Source organism: Geodermatophilus bullaregiensis (assembly GCF_016907675.1).
Lineage (GTDB): Bacteria > Actinomycetota > Actinomycetes > Mycobacteriales > Geodermatophilaceae > Geodermatophilus > Geodermatophilus bullaregiensis.
The window spans coordinates 4,313,116-4,333,872 of sequence record NZ_JAFBCJ010000001.1; the positions used below are offsets into that span (position 1 = coordinate 4,313,116).

Below are 20,757 nucleotides of genomic sequence, written 5' to 3' on the forward strand. Positions count from 1 at the left end.
CCCTTCGACGATGAAGGAGCTCAAGGACACCCTGTGGAAGGCCGCCGACAAGCTCCGCGGCTCGTTGTCGGCGCACCAGTACAAGGACGTGATCCTCGGGTTGGTGTTCCTGAAGTACGTGTCCGACGCTTACGACGAGCGGCGCGAGCAGATCCGCGCCGACGCCAAGGCGGACGGGTGGACCGAGGATCAGGTCGCCGGGCTGATCGACGACCGGGACGAGTACCAGGGGTACGGGGTGTTCGTCGTCCCGCCGGTCGCGCGGTGGAGCTACTTGGCGCAGTACGCCAAGGGTAAGCCGGCCGAGGGCCTCGAGCCCGATCGCACGATCGGTGAGCTGATCGTGGCGGCGATGGACGCGCTCATGGTGGCCAACGAGAGCCTGCGCGGCACGCTGCCCCGGCTCTACAACAACGACAACATCGACCAGCGCCGTCTGGGCGAGTTGATCGATCTGTTCAACAGCGCCCGGTTCAGCCGGCGGGGCGAGCACCGGGCCCGGGACCTGATGGGCGAGGTCTACGAGTACTTCCTGGGCAATTTCGCGCGGGCAGAGGGCAAGCGCGGTGGGGAGTTCTTCACCCCGCCGTCGGTTGTGAAGGTGTTGGTCGAGGTTCTGGAGCCGACCAAGGGCCGGGTCTATGACCCGTGCTGCGGCTCGGGCGGCATGTTCGTGCAGACGACGAAGTTCCTGCGCGAGCACGACGGCGACCCGAGCGAGGTGGCGATCTTCGGTCAGGAGTCGATCGAGGAGACCTGGCGCATGGCCAAGATGAACCTGGCCATCCACGGCATCGAGCACAAGGGCCTCGGTGCGCGGTGGGGTGACACCTTCGCGCGCGATCAACACGGCGATCTGCAGATGGACTACGTGCTCGCCAACCCGCCCTTCAACGTGAAGGACTGGACGCGCAGCGCGGACGACCCGCGCTGGGCGTACGGGGTGCCGCCGGCGAACAACGCCAACTACGCGTGGATCCAGCACATCCTGTCCAAACTGGCGCCGCGTGGACAGGCCGGCGTGGTGATGGCGAACGGATCGATGTCCTCGCAGAGCAACGGCGAGGGCGACATCCGGGCGGCGATCGTCGAGGCCGACCTGGTGTCGTGCATGGTGGCGCTGCCGACGCAGCTGTTCCGCTCCACCGGCATCCCGGTGTGCCTGTGGTTCTTCGCCCGGGACAAGGGCGCCCGCGCCGGCGAGGTGCTGTTCATCGACGCCCGGGAGCTGGGCGTGATGGTCGACCGCGCCGAGCGGGCGCTCACCGACGAGGAGATCGTGCGGATCGGCGACACCTTCCACGCCTGGCGCGGCTCGGCCTCAGCCGCGGCCAAGGGCCTGTCGTACGAGGACGTGCCCGGCTTCTGCCGTTCGGTGCCGCTGGCCGAGATCAAGGAGGCCGACTACGCGCTGACGCCTGGCCGGTACGTCGGCTCCGCCGCCGTCGAGGACGACGGCGAACCCCTCGACGCCAAGATAGACCGACTCCGCGGCGAACTCCTGGCCGCCTTCGACGAATCCAACCGCCTCGAACAGCTCGTCCGCACCCAACTGGAGCGCCTCCATGCCTGACCGTCCGCTTTCTTCCGTAGCGGTGGAGCGAGGCTTGGCGGGCGGCCCATTCGGCTCAAACCTCGTCAATAGCGACTACTCGGTGAACGGGGTTCCGGTCATCCGAGGTGCCAACATGGCCGAACGATATGTCGGGGGAGATTTTGCGTTTGTTACGCACGACAAATTCGATCGTGACCTGTCGCGGAATACGGCTCGACCTGGCGACCTCGTGTTCACCCAGCGGGGCACACTCGGGCAGGTCTCGCTCGTCCCTCCAGAGCCCTATGACACCTATGTGATCTCGCAGAGTCAGATGCGCCTGAGGGTTGATCTGACCAAGGCCGACCCTCGATTCGTCTTCTACGCCTGCCGCTCGGCCGGCTTCTTGAAGCAGATCGCGAACCGCGCCGTTGCCACGGGTGTACCTCACATAAACCTAGGGATTCTTGGGGAGTTGACGATTCCGGACCTCGCTGTTGAGCGACAGCGGGCGATCGCGGAAGTGCTGGGCGCCCTGGACGACAAGATCGCTGCTAACGCCGCCGCTGTTGACTTGATTGCCGCGCTGGCCCATGCCGAAGTGCAGCGTGCGTCGGCTCGGTGTTCGCCAGTTCCGTTGTCCAGTATCGCAACCATGACCACGCGCGGAATCACCCCTCGGTACACAACTGACGAGGGTTGGATTGTCCTCAATCAAAAGTGCGTGCGCGATCATCAGGTGAGCCTCGAGCCGGCTCGGATGATGGAGCCAAAGCCGTCCGCCGCCGACCGGTTGCTCCGGCCGCATGACTTCCTCGTCAACTCCACCGGCCAGGGAACCCTGGGCCGCACGGCACGGTGGATCACCGAGAGTGAGACCGTGACAGTCGACTCGCACATTACGATCGTGCGATTCGACGAGCAGCAGGTGGATCCAGCTTTCGCTGGAATAGCTGCATTGCAGCTTGACTCCCAGATTGAGCTGTTGGCAGAGGGCAGCACCGGTCAGACCGAACTTCGCCGCGACCTGCTGGGTGCTCTCCTCCTTCGACTTCCGGACCTAAATACGCAAACAGGTGTGGGCGATCGGATTCGCGAGCAAGACGCGATCGTCAGCGCTTTGAGGTCCGAGTCGGCACGGCTTGAGGCGACGCGGGACGAATTGCTGCCGCTGCTGATGTCTGGCCGCATCACGGTCCGCGACGCCGAAGAGGTCGCCGAGGCTGAGACGTGACTCAGGTCGAGCCCGCCGAATGCACACTTAGCGGCACGCGTGCTCCTCGATAAGGCGCCTTATCGCTCGACGGAGCACGCCCAGCGCTTTTCACCAGGAATGATCGAGACCAGCAACGACGCCGTCCACGGGGAGCCGAGATGACCTTCAGCGAGTCCGACTGGGAGATTATCGCGATCGAGCAGTTCGCCGAGCACGGCTGGGAACCGCTCAAGGGCACCGCCATCGCGCCGGGCGCGGAGAACGGCCGGACCAGCTGGGCCGACCTCTTCTGCCCGGGGCGTCTGCTCGACGCCGTTCACCGGCTCAACCCGCACGTGCCGCTGGAGTACCGCGAGCAGGCCGTCGCCGACATCCTGGCGCCGAAGTCGACGGACGCCATCGCCGAGAACTACCGGATGCACCAGATTATGGTGGGCGGCTTCCGTGGTCTGACCTACACCGATTCCGCCGGTGTAGAGCAGAACCCCACCATCCGGGTGGTGGGCCATCGGGTCGAGGACAACGACTACTTCGTCGCGTCCCAGGTCACCATCCGGGATCACGACATCGAGCGGCGATTCGACGTCGTTGGTTACCTCAACGGCATCCCCGTCTTGATCGTCGAACTCAAGCGCGCCGACGGCGACCTGTCCCAGGCCCACGGCCAGCTGGCCACCTACCTGCGTGAGTTCCCGTTGGCCTTCCGCGGCTGCGCGCTCACCATCATCAGTGACGGTCTGACCGCGGCGTATGGCACGCCGTTCACCCCGCTCAACCACTACGCACCCTGGAACGTCGACGATGACGGAGCCGTCGTCGCCACAGGCGGTAACCCGGCGGATGTCGACGTCCAGATCGCCCTCGATGTTCTGATTGCCGGGCTGGGGAACCAGGAGCGGTTCGCGCAGCTGCTGCGCAACTTCATCGCCTTCGACGAGCTCGGGGACGGTTGGCTCAAGCGGGTCGCCAAGCCGCACCAGTACTTCGCCGTCACCAAGGCCGTCGGGAGCACGGTGGACGCTGTGCGGACCGACGGACGGGCCGGCGTTGTCTGGCACACGCAGGGCTCAGGCAAGTCGATGGAGATGGAGCTCTACGCCCACGCGGTGGCCGACCACCCGGCCCTGGGCAACCCGACCCTCGTCGTCGTGACGGACCGGACGGAGCTCGACGACCAGCTGTTCACCGGTTTCGCCGTCTCTCGGCTGCTCCGCGAGAGCCCCGTGCAGGTCGGCAGCCGCGACGAGTTGCGCACCGCACTGGCCGATCGCAACACCGGCGGCATCTACTTCACCACGCTGCAGAAGTTCGGTCGCACCGATGACGAACGTTCCGGTGGGCAGGCCCACCCACTGCTGTCGGACCGGCGGAACGTCATCGTGATCGTCGATGAGGCGCACCGCAGCCACTACGACGACCTCGACGGTTTCGCCCGGCACATTCGCGACGCCCTTCCGCACGCCACGTTCATCGCGTTCACCGGAACCCCAATCGCACTCGCTGACCGCAACACGGCGGAGGTCTTCGGGCCGGTCATCGACACCTACGACCTGACCCGTGCAGTCGCCGACGGCGCCACCGTGCCGGTCATGTTCGAGCCTCGGTTGATCACCGTCGAGCGCACCGAGGATCTCACCGCGGAGCAACTCGACGCCGCTGCCGACGAGGCGACCACGGGGCTGGACGACGTCGAGCGCGCCCGGGTCGAATCCGCCGTCGCCGTCCTGAATGCTGTGTACGGGGCACCTGCGCGGTTGAAGGCATTGGCGGCCGACATCGTCGAGCACTGGGAGGGCCGGCGCGACGCCGTCCGGCCGTTCCTCGGTTGGTCCGGACGGGCGATGATCGTTGGAGCAACCCGGGAGATCTGTGCCCGGCTCTACGACGAGATCGTTGCCCTAAAGCCCGAGTGGGCGTCCGATGCGCTCGACGCCGGCGTGATCAAGGTCGTGTACTCGGGGACAGCAAGCGACCAGCCCCCGGTCTCCGACCACGTGCGGCGCCAGTCCCAGAACAAGGTCATTCAGGCTCGGCTGAAGGAAGAGTCCGGCGCAGACCCGCTCGAGCTGGTGATCGTGCAAAATATGATGCTGACCGGCTTCGACGCACCACCGCTGCACACCCTCTACCTGGACCGCCCGCTCCGGGGAGCGCTGCTCATGCAGACCCTCGCCCGGGTCAACCGCACCTTCAAGGCCAAGGACGCCGGCTTGCTCGTCGCCTACGCACCGATCACCGAGAACCTCGCCGCCGCGCTCGCCGAGTACACCGAGCGTGACCAGGACGAGAAGCCGGTCGGCCGCAATGTCGCCGAGTCGGTGCAGCTGACCCGCGACCTGATCGGCCAGCTGGACGACCTTTGCGCCGCATTTGATTGGCGTTCCAAGCTCACCGGCGACGCCCGGAGCTACCGCGATGCCCTGCTCGGACTCACCAACTGGGTTCGTTCCCCCGCGACGCCCGGCAACCAGGTCGGCGACGACGAGAAGGCACTCGTCGACAGGTTCCGCGAGTTGACCAACAACCTGTCCCGAGCGTGGGCGCTGTCCGCCGGTGGCACGAACCTCCCAGAGCTACGCGCCCCTGCGCAGTTCTACGAGGAGGTGCGGGTGTGGATGGGCAAGTTCGACGCCGCTGCCCGCCAGGCCGAAGGTCGACCGGTGCCGGCGGAAATCGAACTGATGCTGGCCGGGCTCGTCGCTTCGGCGACGGTCACCGGGGAGATCGTGGACATCTACGAGGCGGCTGGGATGGAGCGGCCCAAGCTCACCGAGCTGACGCCTGAGTACACCGCCTCGGTGCAGCAGGCAGCTAACCCGCACCTGGCCATCGAGGCGCTGCGCGACCTGCTGGTCGGTGAGTCGGCCGCGGCCACGCGGCACAACCTCGTGCGTCAGCGGGCGTTCTCGGCCCGGCTCCAGGAGCTGATGAACAAGTACACCAATCAGCAGCTGACGTCAGCCGAGATCATCGCGGCGATGATCGAGATGGCCCGCGATGTCGCGGCCGAGGCTGCGCGCGGGGCCAGCTTCGATCCGCCGCTGAGCTCGGACGAGCTGGCCTTCTACGACGCGGTCAACACCAACGAGTCGGCCGTCGAGCTGCAGGGCGACGACGTCCTCGCACAGATCGCTCGTGAACTGGTTGCGGTCATGCGTCGCGACGTCAAGACCGACTGGACTGTGCGTGACGACGTCCGGGCCAAGCTGCGGTCGTCCATCAAACGGCTGCTGATCCGTTACAGCTACCCGCCGGACCAGCAGCCGGAGGCCATCCGCTTGGTGATCGAGCAGATGGAGGCCATGGCTCCGCGGTTCGTCGTTTGAGCCACGCCGTAAGTGGCGCCGTTCTGTACATGTCCTTACGGCCGGTGACGGTCTGCGCCGGCGCGCTGGAGGCAACGGTTCGTCTCTGTGTCTGGTCCTGCAGCGAGGTTCCGGCATACGGGATTCAGCGACCAAGGAGCGCCTTCGGTTAGCTGAGAGGTATCCACTCTTCGGAATGACTCGCATCAGACAAGAGTGGTTTGGGTCGCCGCTTGTGATCTTCTGGTGGCAGTCAGCAACGGGGAGCGAAAGCACTTGTTCGGGTATACGGCGGCGCAGGTCAGGACGAGCTACGGGTATCACCCCGAAGCGCAGGATGCGGCGGAGCTCGCCGCCGTGGTCCCGGGCCTCGACGCCTTGTTCGTCGGGCCGCCACGGTTAGATCAGCGCGATCTCTTCGGGCAAGTCCGCCATCTCGGTCGGGCCGATGTTGAGCTCCCCGAAGGCGTCTACTGGTTCTCGGGGGGAGCGGAGACCAGGAGCTTGATCGTCTCTCGTGGAGCGCCGCCCGGGAACAGCCAGCACGTCCACGCAGATGCACTTCCCGATGACCACGCTCTGCGTGACGCGGAGGCGTGGTTGGACCACCTGTGGTCGCTCGGAACCGATGTGCCTGCCCCGAAGTTCGGGGTCAACGACGACGTCATGGTGGTCAGTACCGGTCGAGACCATCCCGTACGGGGCCGCCGATTCAACGCTGGAAAGTGGATTTACGACCTTCGTGTCGACGGACGTCAGGTCGCCTACGGCGAAGACATGCTCGCCGAGCTCCAATCCAGTGACACGGTGTTCGACTGGATCAAGCAGGCGCCGGACACTGCCCGCCGACTGAGCGCGACGCTGACTCGGGAAAAGCTAGCCGGGGCTTTCACGGATACCCTGTTCTCGTTCCGCGCGACACGAACCATCTTTCGCGCTTACCAGTTCCGCCCAGTCATCCGCATGCTGGAGTCGGGCAAGTCGCGCATCCTCATCGCGGATGAGGTCGGCCTCGGCAAGACGATCGAGGCTGGTCTCGTCTGGACGGAGCTGGAGGCGCGGAAGTCCGCCGACCGCGTCCTCGTCGTATGTCCCGCGTCATTGATCGCGAAGTGGCGACGTGAGATGGAGGACCGGTTCGGATTTCAGCTCGTCGAGCTCTCGGGTCCTGCGGCCACCGAGTTTGAGCAGCGGGCGCGGGAGAACCGGCTGCCTCGCCGGTTCGCTTACGTCGTCAGCCTCGAGCGATTCCGCATGTGGCACGCGATGGAAGAGCTGGCGGATCTGGTCGGTCCCCTGAGCCTCGCTATCGTCGACGAGGCGCACAACATGAGGAACGCCAGCACGGCGTCTCACCAAGCCGGTTCCCTCTTAAGCGAGTGGGCCGAGGCCCTCGTCCTGCTGACCGCGACCCCCATCAACTTGCGCAACGAAGATCTATACAACCTGTTGGAGCTGCTCGCGCCAGGCGACTTCGGGGACGCGGGCTCTCTGGAGCTCCAGCTGGAGCCGAACGTCGTCCTCAACCGCGTGGGCAGCCTCCTCGCTGCCCCTGATGTTGCTGGCGTCGATCGCGTGCGCGTGCTGGACGAGATGCGGTCGCTGGCTATGGGACGCCCGCTGGTCAAGCGGGTCGAGTTCGCGTCATTGCGGGACATCGTCGGGCAGGAGAACCTCAGCGCTCGTGACATCGTGCAGGCACGGCGCTACCTCTCCGAGCTGAACGTCCTCTCCTCGGTCTTCACCCGCACGCGGCGGGTGGAGGTCGATGAGAAGAAGGCGGTGCGGAAGGCCATGGACACGCAAGTCGTATGGACGCCGGCCGAATCTCGGTTTTACGACGAGTACGTCACCTGGTGCCGGAATCGCGCGGCGGCCGCCGGTCAACCCGCCGGCTTCGCGATGCAGATGCCCTTGCGTCTGGCATCTGCTTGTTTGCCCGCCGCCCGGAACGCGGTGTTGCGGTGGAGCACCGAAGAGGTCGTCGCCGACGAGGACTCGACCAGCCTGCCATCGACGTCCAAACCCCCGATGCTCCGGCCGCACATCGAGCTCGTGCAAGCCTCCGAAGCGATCGACGGCGTCGACAGCAAGTTCGACGCCGTCGTCCCAAAGCTCTTGGAGGTCATCGACTCGGGTCGCCGGGCGTTACTTTTCACCTTCTCGCGTCCGACCCTCGCGTACCTCGAGAGGCGCCTCCGGGACCGGTGCCGAGTGGCTGTCCTCCACGGTGGCATCGACCGTGATCGCCGAAACCAGGTCATGGCTGACTTCCGTGATGGCCACTACGACCTCGTCCTCGCCAATAAGGTGGCCAGCGAGGGACTGGACTTCGAGTTCTGCTCGGTGATCGTGAACTACGACCTGCCGTGGAACCCGATGGAGGTCGAACAGCGGATCGGGCGCATCGATCGAATCGGTCAGCCGGAGGAGCAGATCTCCATCCTCAACGTCTGGTGCCCGGCGGCTCTCGACGACCGCATCAAGCAACGGCTCCTCGCCAGAATCGGCGTCTTCGAAGGCAGCATTGGGGCCCTCGAGCCGATCGTGACCGACCACCTGAAGGCACTCCAGGACGTCGTGTTCGACTTTGATCTCAGCGACGCCCAACGAGCGGCCAAAGCGGACCATGCACTGGCCGCCATCGAGGAACAGCGGAGCAGTCTCGAGGACCTCGCGACGGCGACACCGTTCCTGCTCGGGGCGTCCACTGACGACGTCGCGGGCCTGGAACGCGACCTCGTGGCCTCCGGGCGGTACGTCGGTGCTGCTGAGCTCCTGCACCTCCTCGAAGACTGGGCTTCCCTCTGCCAAGCGTCGCCGCCAGTGGTGATCGACGGAGGCACGGGTCTACGCCTCCGAGGAAACCGCGACATGGCCGACCGGCTGAATCGGCTGGTGGCCGAGGAACGACTGAGCCGCGACGAAGCCGGCCGTTACGAGCGCGCCCTGCGGAACGAGGAGGAGCTGCACCTCGTCCTGGATCAGGAGACCGCGCGGACAAGTCAGACGATGGACCTGCTCTCGGCACGGCACCCGCTCGTTCTGGCAGCCGCCAACGTGCCCGAGCAACGTCAGGCCCGCTTCGCGGTCATGCGCGTGCCGGCCCGAGGGGAGCTGCAGCCCGGGACCTTCGTCGTCCAGCTCGCGGTCGCGCGCTGGGAGGCGCCTCGTGCCGGCCAGGAGATCTGGGGGACGGCCGTGGGCATCGACGGTCGACTCGTCGGCGAGCAGTACGTCGATGTCCTCCTTGCCCGCCTGGCTACCGGGGAGCTGCAGGAGGGGACGCAGCCGGTGCCCGCAGCGCTCGACAAGTGTGTGGACGTTCTCCAAGGACTCATGGACGACCGGATGCTCCGCGAGAACGAGAAGCGGAGGAGCGCGATCGCCGCGCTCATCGAGTCTCGGAGGGTTCTCCTCGAAGACCAGCACGAGCGGGCGCGCGCCTCGATCCGAGCCCGCCGGCGGACCGCCCTCGAGCGCGGCAAGACGCGTGGCGTGAAGCTCTTCGACAGCCAGCTGGCACGGCGAGAAGAGGCGCACCGCCAGACGCTCAACGACCTCGACAAGACCGGGGCCCCGGACGTGACGGTGTCCCCGCTGGCCATCTGCGTCGTCGAGGTGTGCGAGTGAGCGCGCACGACCCAGCTGTCCTGGCTGACGAGCGGGCGCGCAACAAGCGCTACGTGCAGACCCTGACGGACAAGGCCGCCCGAGCGGTCAGGGTCGCGAAGCCTCGTGTGTCTGGACCCGTCAGGGGCCGCAAGGGTGTGGTGCAACTGGACCGCCCGGTGCCCCAGCCCTTCGTCGGACGGATGGGGCTGAGTGCGCCGGATCCGCTCCTGGGAACGGACAGCGTCTACGTCGGGCAGTGGTACGCCCGGGAACGAGACTTCGTGGTCATCAGTTGGGCGGCCCCGGCAGCCGACGCGTTCTACGGCCATGGCCCCGGTACCGACTTGATCGGCGAAGTGCAGATCACGCGGATCTTCACGCCTCGTGGCGATGACATTGTCGGGTACGACGACGAGCGGCGGGACAAGGGCGCAGGAGAGACAGCCTTCAACCGAGAAGCGGCGCTCGCGGTGCCGCGGCCGCCGGCGCGAGGTCAGTCGGTTAGTGCTCCGGCTGGGAGCTCTCGTCAAGACTCGGCGCCTCTGCCGCAACCGGTGAAGCCAAGCCACCAACCCCCGCAGCGCGCGACCGTCCCAGAACCGGCTGCCACTGGAGAGAATGCAGATGAGGGACGAAGCGGCACCCGCGTTCCCGATGCAGTGGCCTTGCGGCACAGGGAAGCGCTGCTCAGGACACTCGCTCAACCGCGACGGACCGAGCTTCGCCAGGTCCTCGCAACCCTCCAGCCTCGTCAGCACGACCTCGTCAAGTGGGATGCGGGGGTGCCCCTCGTGGTGCAGGGGCACCCCGGTGCCGGGAAGACGATCGTCGCGGTTCACCGCGCGGCCTTCCTCGTGCACCCGGAGCGGGAGGGCGTTGCCATCCCGGGCAAGGTGCTGCTGCTGGGCCCCACGAACTACTACGTGCGGCACACGTCGAAGGCGGTACGCGCACTCGTTCCCGACGGCGCTGTCATCGTGCGCAGTCTCCGCGACATCTTCAGAAGGATCGTCCCCGAGCTGAACGACGGGCTAGATCCCGAAAGCGGCCACTCTGCGACCTATCGGGATTTCGACTTTGAGCTCTGCACGTTGGTCGACGCTGTCGCGGATTCCCTACGCAGGCGCGGGCGGTTGGAGACGGCGAAGTCCAGGACAGAGGCGGGCAGGCTCATCTACGACCGGCTGAGTCACAACGTGCATCTCGCGCCGCCTGACTGGCAGGCGTACCTGCGGTCCTTGCCGGACTGGGGCGTCGCCTTGCGCTCGGAGCGCCTGTCGCCTCTGATCGCGTACTGTGCGCTGGCCTCAGGGATGCACCGGTTCGAGTCCCCGGGCCACGTGATCGTCGACGAAGCTCAAGACATGCGCCCGATCGAGTGGCGCATCCTGCGGTCGCTCGTCCGTGCTGATGCTGGCTGGACTCTCGTCGGTGACATGAACCAGCGCCGCTCGGACCACAGCAGCATGTCGTGGCAGCAGAGCCTCGAGTTCTTGGATCTTGCTGTGGACACGCATATCGAGGACTACAAGAGCGTCTTCCGCTCGACGACAGCGATCCACAAGTTCGCTGGCCACCTGCTGCCACGACACGAGCGCCACGGCATGGCTGTGCAGGAAGAGGGCAGTCGCCCGGTCACGTGGAAGGTCCGATCCGCGGACATGCCGACGGCCGTTGTCACAGCGGCGTCCAAGCTGGCCAGGGACCACGCTGGCGGGACGACTGCTGTCATCGGCGTGGAGGCGATTCCGCTGCGGGCGGCATTCGCAGCGCGAGGGTGGCGGGCTCGTACCGCGGGCAGCGACGAGTACTCGGACGGGCAGCTGACGGTGCGAGTGCTTTCAGCCGATGACGCGCGGGGTTTGGAGTTCGACGCCGTCCTCGTCGTTGAACCAGCTGATTTCCGCAAGAACCTGGGACGGCACGGGCTCCTGTACACGAGCCTCACTCGGGCCAATCGCTCGCTTGCGGTCGTGCATGCGAAAGCGCTGCCGGACGAGCTGCGGCGCGCTCCAGCTGACCGGCTCGACCGGTAGTCGCAAACGACCGCCGGGTCCGACCACGCACGTGTGGCGGCCTACCGGGCCCTGTACCGGCGCGTGGCGGTTCCGCCGCGTCAGCACCCCGTGGCAGGCTGCGGCGGCGGTAAAGCATCTTGAGCGAAGGAGTTGTTGGTTGTCTGCGGTGCTCGTCTTCCTGCACGGAGTTGGCAACGGCGATCCGCAGGGGTCCTGGCTCAAGGAGCTCAACCGCGGCCTCGTCGAGGCGGGATACGACCCGCTGGAGAAGTCGCAGACGGTCGCGCCGCGGTACAGCGACCTGCTCGAGACCGATGGGATCCGTGCTTCGTTGCCGGCGCGCACGTACTTATCGAAGGACGAGGACGCTCGCCGGCGGGACTACGAACGCCGGCAAGCACGGGTGAGCAGGCTCATCGGGCACGACCCCGACGCCTGGACGGCTGGACTGGAGGCAGTCCCGGAAGTCGTCGTCGACGTGATGCAGAGGGCCGTCGTCGACTTGCAGCTCGGCCAGCTCGGCCAGGTCGACAGGTACATCGACAACGAAGGACTTCGGGGCGCGATCCTGCGCCGCGTTCTCGAGACGCTCCCGGCTGAGGGCGACATTGTGATCGTCGGGCACAGCCTGGGTTCCGTGGTGGCGATCGATCTCCTCGACCACTTGCCGCCCTCTCTACGAGTTCGGCGCCTAATCACTCTGGGCAGCCCAGCTGGCTCGGCCTTCATTCACGAGAAGTGCGAGCGGCTCCTCAAGCGATTCCCGTACGGCATCGTCGACGACTGGGCGAACGTCTACGGTCGTGGAGATCTGGTGACGGCGGGGCGCGGCCTCGCCGGCACGTTTCCCGCTGCCCAGGATTTCGTCGTGGCAGTTGGGCCGCGTCACTACGCCAAGGCGTACTTCGAGCACCCCTCCGTACGAACCCTCATCGGGGAGGCGATGCACGGTTCTCAGGAGACGGGTCTCGTGCCGGTCGAGCGCAGCGTCGAACTACGTATCCCCGCGCCGGTCGAACAGGCGATCTTCTTCCTGGCCTTCGCGCACCACGTCCGACGCCTGATCGATGACCGCAAGACGGCTGAGCGCTACGGGCAAGCGCTTCAGCTGGTCCAGGAGGACATGGCGAACCGGCTCAAGCTGATGCTGGTCAACGAGGGGCGCCCGGTACCGCCGATCGTCGAGAGCCTCGGCAACGGCACGCCCCCACGTTCGCGTCGGGACTGGAACCTGGACGAGGCGATCGATCCCCTGGTTCTGTGCGCGTTGTCGAACCTCGTCCAGCCGTACGACATCAATGCCGGCAAGGCACCCACTGCTGCACTGCGTGACATGGCGATCGAGATCGGCATCCAGCCGGAGAGCGGGACGACGATCGGCAAGGCGATTCAGGAAGTCAGGGGCGTGCTCGAAGACAGCTCCGGAGTTCCTTGGTCGCGGATCGCCTTCGGCCTCGGCGGCGTCGCGTTGCTGGTGGCGGGGCCGTTGGGCATCGCTTTGGCAGCGCCGGCCGGGTTAGCAGGGGCGGCGGCGATCACGAGCGCTCTCGCCACCTTCGGGCCTGGTGGGATGGTGGGCGGCATCGCGTTGCTGGGCGGGCTGGCCTCAACCGGAGCTGCGGTGGCCACGGGCGCGGCTGCAGTCGGCGGCGCCGGTGACGCGCCGCTCGAGCAGATCGTCGTCGACCTGACAGCCCGCATCTCCGCCGCCCGTGCCCGCCAGCTGCTGGATCTATCGGTCGACGCCATGCTCTGGTACCACGTCGTCGCCTTGGAGGCGGAGCTGGCTGCCGAGCTCAACCGACTGGAGCCTTTGAGTGACGGGAGCTCCCCACGGCTCAAAGACTTGCGCCGCAAGCGTGAGGTCGTCAGGCGCGCTCTCGCGTACATGACTACGAAGGGGATGCAGCCTCGACAACTGACAGAGGGCTCCGATGAGGAGCCGGCTGCCTGATGTTCGGACTCGTCTGGCTCCGCTTCTCCGCTGAGGTCCAGCGGCGCATACGCGGAATTGTCTGGACGGCGTTATGACGGGCGATCTTGCACGGATCCTCAACGCGCTCGACTGCCCCGACCGCGTTTAGGAGCTGAAGCCCAATCTCCCTCAGCCAGCCTTCTGGGTGAACAAGGCGAGAATGCTCAAGCCTGGACAAGCACTCGTTAGGCTCGTCCAGTCCGTCAGGTCCACAGGTCCACAGGTGCACAGGTGCACAGGTGTACGGAAGGGGAACCGGTCGGCATGGTGGTCGATACCGCATCCGATGGACTACTCGACGGGCCGTCGTGGAGCCGCCCGGGGCTCGACGTCGCGGCCGGCAGGTATCCGCTCTCCGTCGAGCGCCACGTGATGCGGATGGTCGATCACCTCGTACCGGGCGTCACTGCGGTGACTCCGCACGGTCGCTACTACGCGCTGCACGGACTTATCGCCGCGGAGGCGGAAGTGCGGGATCTCACGGTGCCGGCTACTCAGGACCTGCTGCGCCGGGCCGAAGTCGTGATCGCGACCGCTTCTTTCGCTCACCACTCCCAGGAGGACATCGGCTGGCTCCCGCGGGCACACGGCGTCGACGCGCTCGCGCGCCGGCTGCAAGCCGGAGACGTGGAACTGGATGACGCCTCGCGTTACGGGGGCAGCGGGTACGTCCAGAGCGTGTGGGGCTTCTGGGGGCCGTACGCGGGATCGGAGACAACTCTCGGCATTCTGAGTCCCGGCCCGCGGCCAGCCCCCGGTCCCCGCCTTGACGTGGGGGCTGTTCGGCAGGGCCTGGGGGAAGTTCTCGAGCTGGCCGCTCAGGAGTCGCTGCACGTGGCCGACCTGACGGCAGTCGCCGAACGGCTCTGCGTGTGCCGTGGCGGGGACCAGCCGGACGGTCGCTGGTTGGCGGGGCTGATGTGTGCCGACGGCGGAGATCGGGAGCCGGACTCGCGGGCGGAGGCACGACGGCAGACCGTGCGGCTGCTGGCCCGCATCGTTAGCACGCATGCGGTCACTTCCTTCACCCGTGACGTGGGACAGGTGCTGGCCTTCGGTCCCTTCCTCACTGCGGATCCGGTGACCTCCGACGTGGAGACGGCGGCGGTGTGGCGCGGCGTGGTACTGCGCAACTACGCGGTCGGAGCATGGCGGCGGCTGTGGTCGTGGCTGGTCAGCCAGGTGGACGGATTCATGGCTGCCGAGGACCTGGCGGAACGCCTCGCCGCCGAGCTGCCCACTGGAACGGTGCAGGCGTTCCTCGACACGTTGCCGGCTACCCAGGATGGCGGCGGCTTTCCAGTTCCTGCCGAGGCGGCGCTGAGGGCGTCCGGTCACTCGGTCCCGCTTGCCGAACTGCGCGTGTTGGCGGCCAGCGCTCGGCGGGTCGACGAGCTGGAAGGCCGGGTTCGAGACGCCTTCCTCGGCCAGCGCGGAATCGAGCTGGGGCCGGAATGGGTCAGCCGGCGCCTGGATGAGGCAAAGCCGCAGCAGCTCCAGGACTTCGCGCGTCGCCTTACGTTCGACCTGCTCGCCCGGTCGCGGCGTGTCGCGCTGTCAAAGGCTCGCCGGCGCAGTGACGGTTCGATGTGGTTGCCCACCCGGCTGCACGAGCGCGGTGGGTTCCTGTTCCGAACCAGCCAGGAAGGGCGCGGGGACGTCGGGTTGCGCCTCGACCAGCTCGGCTCGGTCCTGGCCAGTGCGGGTGTCCTGCAGTTCGACGACGAGGCGGCCCAGTGGGCCGTAACGGCGCCCGGGCAGGTGCTCGTTGGCTGAGGCGGGCGCCCAGGACGACGCACCGGGCGGCCTGGCGTCTCCCCTGAGCCTGCTGCTCGAGGAGGAGCGCAAGGGGGTGGGCGGCCTCCAGGAGATCCTGCTGCTCAGCTTCACGGCCGACCTCGGCTTCTTCGAATCCACCGTGTTGGGCGTCGCGCAGGCCACCGGAGCGCGGGTGACCGTCGTCGGTGACGTGACGATGTCGCAGAACGATCCGCGGGCCGTACGGCGGGCGGGCCGCAGCTACCTGGCCGGGCTGGCGCGATCCTCGGGCGCCTTCCATCCGAAGCTCGTCGTCCTCGTCGGCCCCGACCGGGCGACAATCGCGCTGGGATCCGGCAACACGACGTTGGCGGGCTGGCACGCCAACGCCGAACTGTGGACGGTGTTGCGGGCCACGCCAGACTCGCATCCGGCCTGCCTCCCCGACGTGGTGGACTGGCTCCGCGGGCTCCCCGCCGAGGTGCGGCTCTCGCCAGGGGTGCCGCAAGCACTGGAGCGTGTCTCCGGGTTGCTGTCGAACCTCACCGCGTCGGGCAGACCCACCGCCGAATCGGTCCGCCTGGTGAGTAGCTTGCGCGCGCCCATCGTGGACCAACTGCCGGACGGACCGGTGGACGAGCTCAGCGTCTTCGCCCCGTTCCACGACCCGCAGGCCGCCGCGCTGCGGCGGCTGGTCGACCGCCTCCAGCCGCGTCGCCTCACGGTCGCCTACCAGCCTGCACTCACGGACCTGAACGGACCGGCCGTGGCCGCGCTCGTCGAGGAGCGTGGCGGCCGAATCGTGCGCGACGACGAGGAGCGCTACCGGCACGGCAAACTTGTGGAGTGGACCACCGGCGGTCGGCGATGGGCCCTCACCGGCAGCGCCAACATCTCCGCAGCAGCCCTGCTCCTGTCGCAGCCGCAAGGCGGCAACTGCGAGCTCGGCCTCATTGCGCCCGTCCCGGTCAGTCTGCTGCCCGCGGGGAACGATCAACCGGTCGCTGGGCTGCGGGCGGTGCCGGCGATGCCGCGGCCCCAGCGGCAGGAGGGGCCACTGCTGCTCGGTGCACTCCGTGTCCCGGAGGGGTTGGAGGTGCAGCTGGCGGCACCCCTCACCCGCGACGCGGCTCTCGAGCTGTCCGCTGCCGCTGCTCCGCCGGAGTCGTGGGAGCGGGTTGCGGAGGTTCCTGCGGGAGCGGACTCGCACACCACCACGGTGCCCGCCGATGCGGGCAGCCGGCTGCGCCTGGTCGTCAAGGCGGCCGGGGTGCCGCAGTACAGCAACGTCGTCTTCGTGGTGGACGCCGATGCGGTCCTCCGCCGGGTGGGACTCCATAGCCCCAGGACGCCGACGACCCAGCCGCGCGACCTCTTCGACGACCCGCGGCTGGCCGAGCGGTTCTTCAGTGACCTGCAGACGCTGCGCACGGGCCTCGGTCCGGGAGCCCCCACCGCATCTGCTGCCGGCTCAGTTGGGCACCTCGGGGCTACCGCTTCCCTGGACGCCGACGACGACGGGTGGGAGCGGTACCTCGACGAGTGCGCCGGCCGCGTCGGTCAGCCACTAATGCGTTTCGCGCTTGGGCTGCCTGTTCCGCCTGGGAGCGTCACCGTCCCCTTCCAGGATCTGCTGCGAGTCTCCTGGGACGAGCAACTCACCGACGACGACGAAGCGGCCCTGGAAGACGATGACGCAGAGACGGCGGAGATCGCGGTCGAGGGCGAGCGCTCCCGACCTCCCCTGCCCAATCTGGAGCATGCTCCGATCGAGGTACGCCGCCGATATCGACGCTGGATCGAGCGGTTGGTCGAGGTGGCCGACACCCTTGGGCCGGCCGAGCGGATGCTGGTCGTCCGTCTGACCCTGTGGACCGTCGCGGCCGGTGCGTGGCCGCGCACGGACTTGGCTTGGCTGCCCCTGCTGGCGAGGGCCACCGCGGTGCTGGATCGCGACGATCTGCCGCAACGGATCGAGCCGCAGGTAGGCAGTCTTGCAGCGGTGGCCCTAGGCGTGCTGCGGATGCACATCCCCCGAGCCGCCGTCACCGCGCACACCGTTGCCTTCAACAAGGCGGCCACCGCGGTCGGGCATCTCCTGCCGGAGGCCACCGCCGCATACGTCGAGGAGTACTCGATCCTGCTCGACCGAGCGTTCGGCACGGCTGGGCAGACGGCCGCGATCCTGCAGGTGGCCGATGATCTCATCCAGGCGGATCCCATCGCCGAGGCAGTCCACGCGATCGGCGAACGAGGTCGCAGCGCCCATCGTCATGGCAGGACGCTTCTGCACGTCACCGGCCGATTCGGCAATGCCGCGCTGGTCGCCCTGCAGGCCGTCGGGGCGGCCGAAACCGAACCCGTGGTCGGGGCATGGGCTACATGCGATTCGGGACCGTGGGCGCTGGTCGCTTGGAGCCGACCCGATCTGCTCGTCGTCGAATCCATGGGACAAGGAACGCGGTGGCGCCACTTCCGGCTCACCGGGTTGATGGGTCCGCGGGCTCTCGCGTCTCAAGGCGGGTTCGTCCATGCCGCACCCATGCGGCATGGACCACAGAACCGAGCGTTCCCCGAGGGGGTGGAGTTGCTGCGAAAGCTAGGGGTGAAGAGTCCCATTCCCCCCGTTTGCCCGTAGCTGGCGCCATCCGGCGGACCGGCGGTTGCGCCGTCTGGAACTCGAGTTCGTGGACGCACGCCCGGAGCGCGAGGGTGTCAGCCATCCTGCACAGGGCGTGGGGCTCGCTCAGGGCTGGGGGAGTCGATCTCGCAGGGACCCGAGCGTCTCCCCCGAGGTGACCTTCCAGAACCGCCAGCCATTGACGTTGCCGCCTGTGATGGCGACTGCTGCGGCAGTGGGGCTGGGGTAGTCCCGTCCGCCGAGGGACAGGTAGCCGTTGCTCTTGACGGTGGCCCGGTAGTCGGTGCCCTTGTAGCGGACCACGAGCACATCGCCGGCCGACAACAGGGACGCTCGCAGCAAGGCGAAGACGTCCACGGAGGCGTGGGTCTGGGCCGGTCCATGGACACGGGCGGGGGGCGATCCGGCGGCGTCGTTCGAGTAGTCCACCGGGGCAGGTGCGGTTTCCGGCTCCGTGCCGCCGACGACGGGCGCACTCCGCAGGACGCTCATGGGTACCAATTCGCCGCTCCCCGACAGGAGCCCCCAGAACTCCCAGCCGTTGACGTTGTGCCCTGTCACGGCCCTGCCCGCGGAGGACAGCGACTCATGGCGTTCACCGCGAACGGTCACCGCGCCGTCGACCCCCACCATTGCACTGGCCTCGTATGACGAGGTCGTTGGATGGAGAACGGTTCCGTCCCTCACAAGTCCAGCCTCGATGAGGTCCATGAGGGTGTCCCCGTAGTGTGCGCGCCTACCAGGTTGCGCCACCGAGAGCTGCAGAGACTGATCGGGCGTGTCCGGGTCGAGGCCGAGCACGCGGAGCACGCCGAGGACGGGGGCGATGATTGCCTCCAGTTGCTGGCGCTGCCACTGCGGGAGGGTCTCGTCGCTCGGTCGATTGCCGTTCCCGAGGGTGACCCGGCTGGCCGAATCGAGGACGTCGTAGAGACGTCCTTCGAGCCAGCCGACCTCCGCGCTGTTGAACCCCTGGTACGGCCTGCGGATGAGTAGCGCGCGGCGCCAGCTCTCGCGAGCGCGGACGTGCTGCCGAACGCGAGTGGTCAGCCCGCCTGGCGCCTTGCCGACGTAGACCCCGGCACAGCCGTCGGCATCAACGGGGTCCACGAGCACGTACGTCCCCGGCACGTTCCACTTCTCGTCCAACTCCGAGAGGTTGTCTCGAGTCGTGACGGCAAAGTCGAGGTTCGCGCCGGGGAGGTCGATGAGCAGAGGCTCCCCGCTGCTCGCGGGCATGAACCAGGTCGCGCCGATTCCGCGCTGGCGCGGGTCCGTAGTCACAGATGCAGTCTGCCTTCGCGCCCACTCCATCTGCTGCAGCGGCTCGGTCGATCGCTGTGTCAGCTCCGCAGCACGCGCTACGCCACCCAGCTCCGCCCCTCTACAGGTAGCGCACCTCGCGTGGATCCATCGCCGTGGTCATGATTAACCAGCTGTCGACGTCGACGCCGTCCTCGTAACCATCGTCGATGGTTCGGATCGTCTGTACGTCGACGTACCAGTCCCACTGGGCCGGGCTGTGGATGCAAACCGGATCGTCCTCGTGATCCCAGGCGTCGCGGTTCTCTTCGCAGACGGCACAGTCGTCGTCCCAGTTTGTGCCATGCTCGTCGCACTCGATCAGGTCCCGGTAGCTCCAGTAGCCGTCCGTGGTGAGGTTCCCCGTCGGCGGCCACGACAGCTCGACCCAGTCCCCTGGCTCGAGGAAGCGCAGGTAGCTCGCCAGGTACCTGCGCAGCGCGTCGACTTGGTGGGCCGTCGCCCACCTCATGGTCGGCTCGACCGCGCGGTCCTCCGGAGGATCGATCAGTCCCCAGGTGTTGTCGTTCCGCGTCCAGGCGTCAGTGTTGCCGCCGTTCGCTTCGTCGACCTCCGGTGGCCCGGGGTTCTCCTCGTCGGCGGAGAGGAACACCGCCCACAGACCTTCCGGCAGGCTGGCGCGCATCGAGCGGATTACGCGTGCGTCCGGTTCCGCGGGTGTGGCCCAGAGCCCGGTCGGCATGGCGTCGCCGATGTCGGTGATCGCTACGTTGATCCGCGCTCCCAGCTCCTCGGAGACGACCCGGTCGCGCAAGAGACGGTTCAGAAGCTGCCCCGTGGCGCCGCCTGCTTCGGCATACTCCGCGAGCTCGACCGCGGCGGGAAGGTCGAGTCCGGTGCGGATGCCGTCGAGGACCGTGGCCGGGGGCAGAACCAGAAGTCGGGCAAGCAGCTCGACGGCCCGGGATGCGTCGACTGAACCTGCCGTGGCGACGAGGTCCAGGGCGGGCCTGCCCCAGCCCACTCTCTGCAGCTCCCCGATGACGGGGATGTCGCCGACGGTGGGCCGCACGTCGAGTCCGACCCACGCCTCGATGAGCCAGGGTGTGACACCGTGACGGGTGGCGACCGCCGCTGCGACTGGAAGGTCAGCGAGCGGCAAGGGAAGGTCACACCAACGCGCGGCATGTTCGAACGGCAGCCCGGTCAGGCTCCAGGCGAGGGCCCAGTCCAGTGCCTCGGGGATCGTTTCTGTGGGCCGACGTGCCGCCTCGGCGGCGAGCAGTTGCTCGCAGCCTTCGGCGATCTCACCGCTCATGCCCGCGGCTGACCACTTCACCACTGAACTCGAGGCCCGAGAGTCGGGGGTCATGCCGCGACTGCTGCAAGGATCTCGGTTTGCTGCATTATCAGGACGGTGGCCAGGGTGGTG

Annotated in this window: 10 protein-coding genes; 8 read left to right on the forward strand and 2 right to left on the reverse strand. The window is 67.5% G+C overall.

Annotated features, from left to right (window positions below):
- Positions 1 to 10 precede the first annotated feature (10 nt).
- From JOD57_RS20735 to JOD57_RS20770, 8 genes are all read left to right on the forward strand, one after another.
- Positions 11 to 1,573: a class I SAM-dependent DNA methyltransferase gene (locus JOD57_RS20735; protein WP_239568699.1), complete on the forward strand. Its 1,563-nt coding sequence runs from the start codon at positions 11 to 13 to the stop codon at positions 1,571 to 1,573.
- Positions 1,566 to 2,768 (forward strand): restriction endonuclease subunit S, encoded by a 1,203-nt coding sequence (locus JOD57_RS20740; protein ID WP_275582107.1) that lies wholly within the window; start codon positions 1,566 to 1,568, stop codon positions 2,766 to 2,768. Before JOD57_RS20735 ends, JOD57_RS20740 begins: the two co-directional genes overlap by 8 nt.
- A gap of 140 nt (positions 2,769 to 2,908) precedes the next feature.
- Complete coding sequence (locus JOD57_RS20745) at positions 2,909 to 6,076, forward strand: type I restriction endonuclease subunit R (protein ID WP_204693744.1); 3,168 nt, start codon at positions 2,909 to 2,911, stop codon at positions 6,074 to 6,076.
- A 225-nt stretch (positions 6,077 to 6,301) separates the two neighbouring features.
- Positions 6,302 to 9,688 (forward strand): DEAD/DEAH box helicase, encoded by a 3,387-nt coding sequence (locus tag JOD57_RS20750; protein WP_204693745.1) that lies wholly within the window; start codon positions 6,302 to 6,304, stop codon positions 9,686 to 9,688.
- Positions 9,685 to 11,706 (forward strand): UvrD-helicase domain-containing protein, encoded by a 2,022-nt coding sequence (locus JOD57_RS20755; RefSeq protein ID WP_204693746.1) that lies wholly within the window; start codon positions 9,685 to 9,687, stop codon positions 11,704 to 11,706. The genes JOD57_RS20750 and JOD57_RS20755 overlap by 4 nt, the downstream gene beginning before the upstream one ends.
- A 148-nt stretch (positions 11,707 to 11,854) precedes the next feature.
- Positions 11,855 to 13,642, forward strand: a complete 1,788-nt coding sequence (locus JOD57_RS20760; RefSeq protein ID WP_204693747.1) for an alpha/beta hydrolase family protein — start codon at positions 11,855 to 11,857, stop codon at positions 13,640 to 13,642.
- A gap of 285 nt (positions 13,643 to 13,927) precedes the next feature.
- Positions 13,928 to 15,439, forward strand: coding sequence for a hypothetical protein (locus JOD57_RS20765; protein WP_204693748.1), 1,512 nt, complete (start codon positions 13,928 to 13,930; stop codon positions 15,437 to 15,439).
- Positions 15,432 to 18,059, forward strand: a complete 2,628-nt coding sequence (locus JOD57_RS20770; protein ID WP_204693749.1) for a phospholipase D-like domain-containing protein — start codon at positions 15,432 to 15,434, stop codon at positions 18,057 to 18,059. Before JOD57_RS20765 ends, JOD57_RS20770 begins: the two co-directional genes overlap by 8 nt.
- Before the next feature lie 108 nt (positions 18,060 to 18,167).
- Here JOD57_RS20770 and JOD57_RS27085 read toward each other — a convergent pair whose 3' ends face one another.
- Entirely contained in the window at positions 18,168 to 19,346 is a 1,179-nt protein-coding gene (locus tag JOD57_RS27085) for a restriction system modified-DNA reader domain-containing protein (RefSeq protein ID WP_204693750.1), read from the reverse strand.
- 100 nt (positions 19,347 to 19,446) lie between these two features.
- Entirely contained in the window at positions 19,447 to 20,643 is a 1,197-nt protein-coding gene (locus tag JOD57_RS20780) for a hypothetical protein (RefSeq protein ID WP_204693751.1), read from the reverse strand.
- Between the last annotated feature and the right edge of the window lie 114 nt (positions 20,644 to 20,757).

Coding starts and splice junctions, on each gene's coding strand:
- JOD57_RS20765 (WP_204693748.1), top strand. CDS start 13,928: ATGGTGGTCGATACCGCATCCGATGGACTACTCGACGGGCCGTCGTGG.
- JOD57_RS20740 (WP_275582107.1), top strand. CDS start 1,566: ATGCCTGACCGTCCGCTTTCTTCCGTAGCGGTGGAGCGAGGCTTGGCG.
- JOD57_RS20780 (WP_204693751.1), bottom strand. CDS start 20,643: ATGAGCGGTGAGATCGCCGAAGGCTGCGAGCAACTGCTCGCCGCCGAG.
- JOD57_RS20735 (WP_239568699.1), top strand. CDS start 11: ATGAAGGAGCTCAAGGACACCCTGTGGAAGGCCGCCGACAAGCTCCGC.
- JOD57_RS20745 (WP_204693744.1), top strand. CDS start 2,909: ATGACCTTCAGCGAGTCCGACTGGGAGATTATCGCGATCGAGCAGTTC.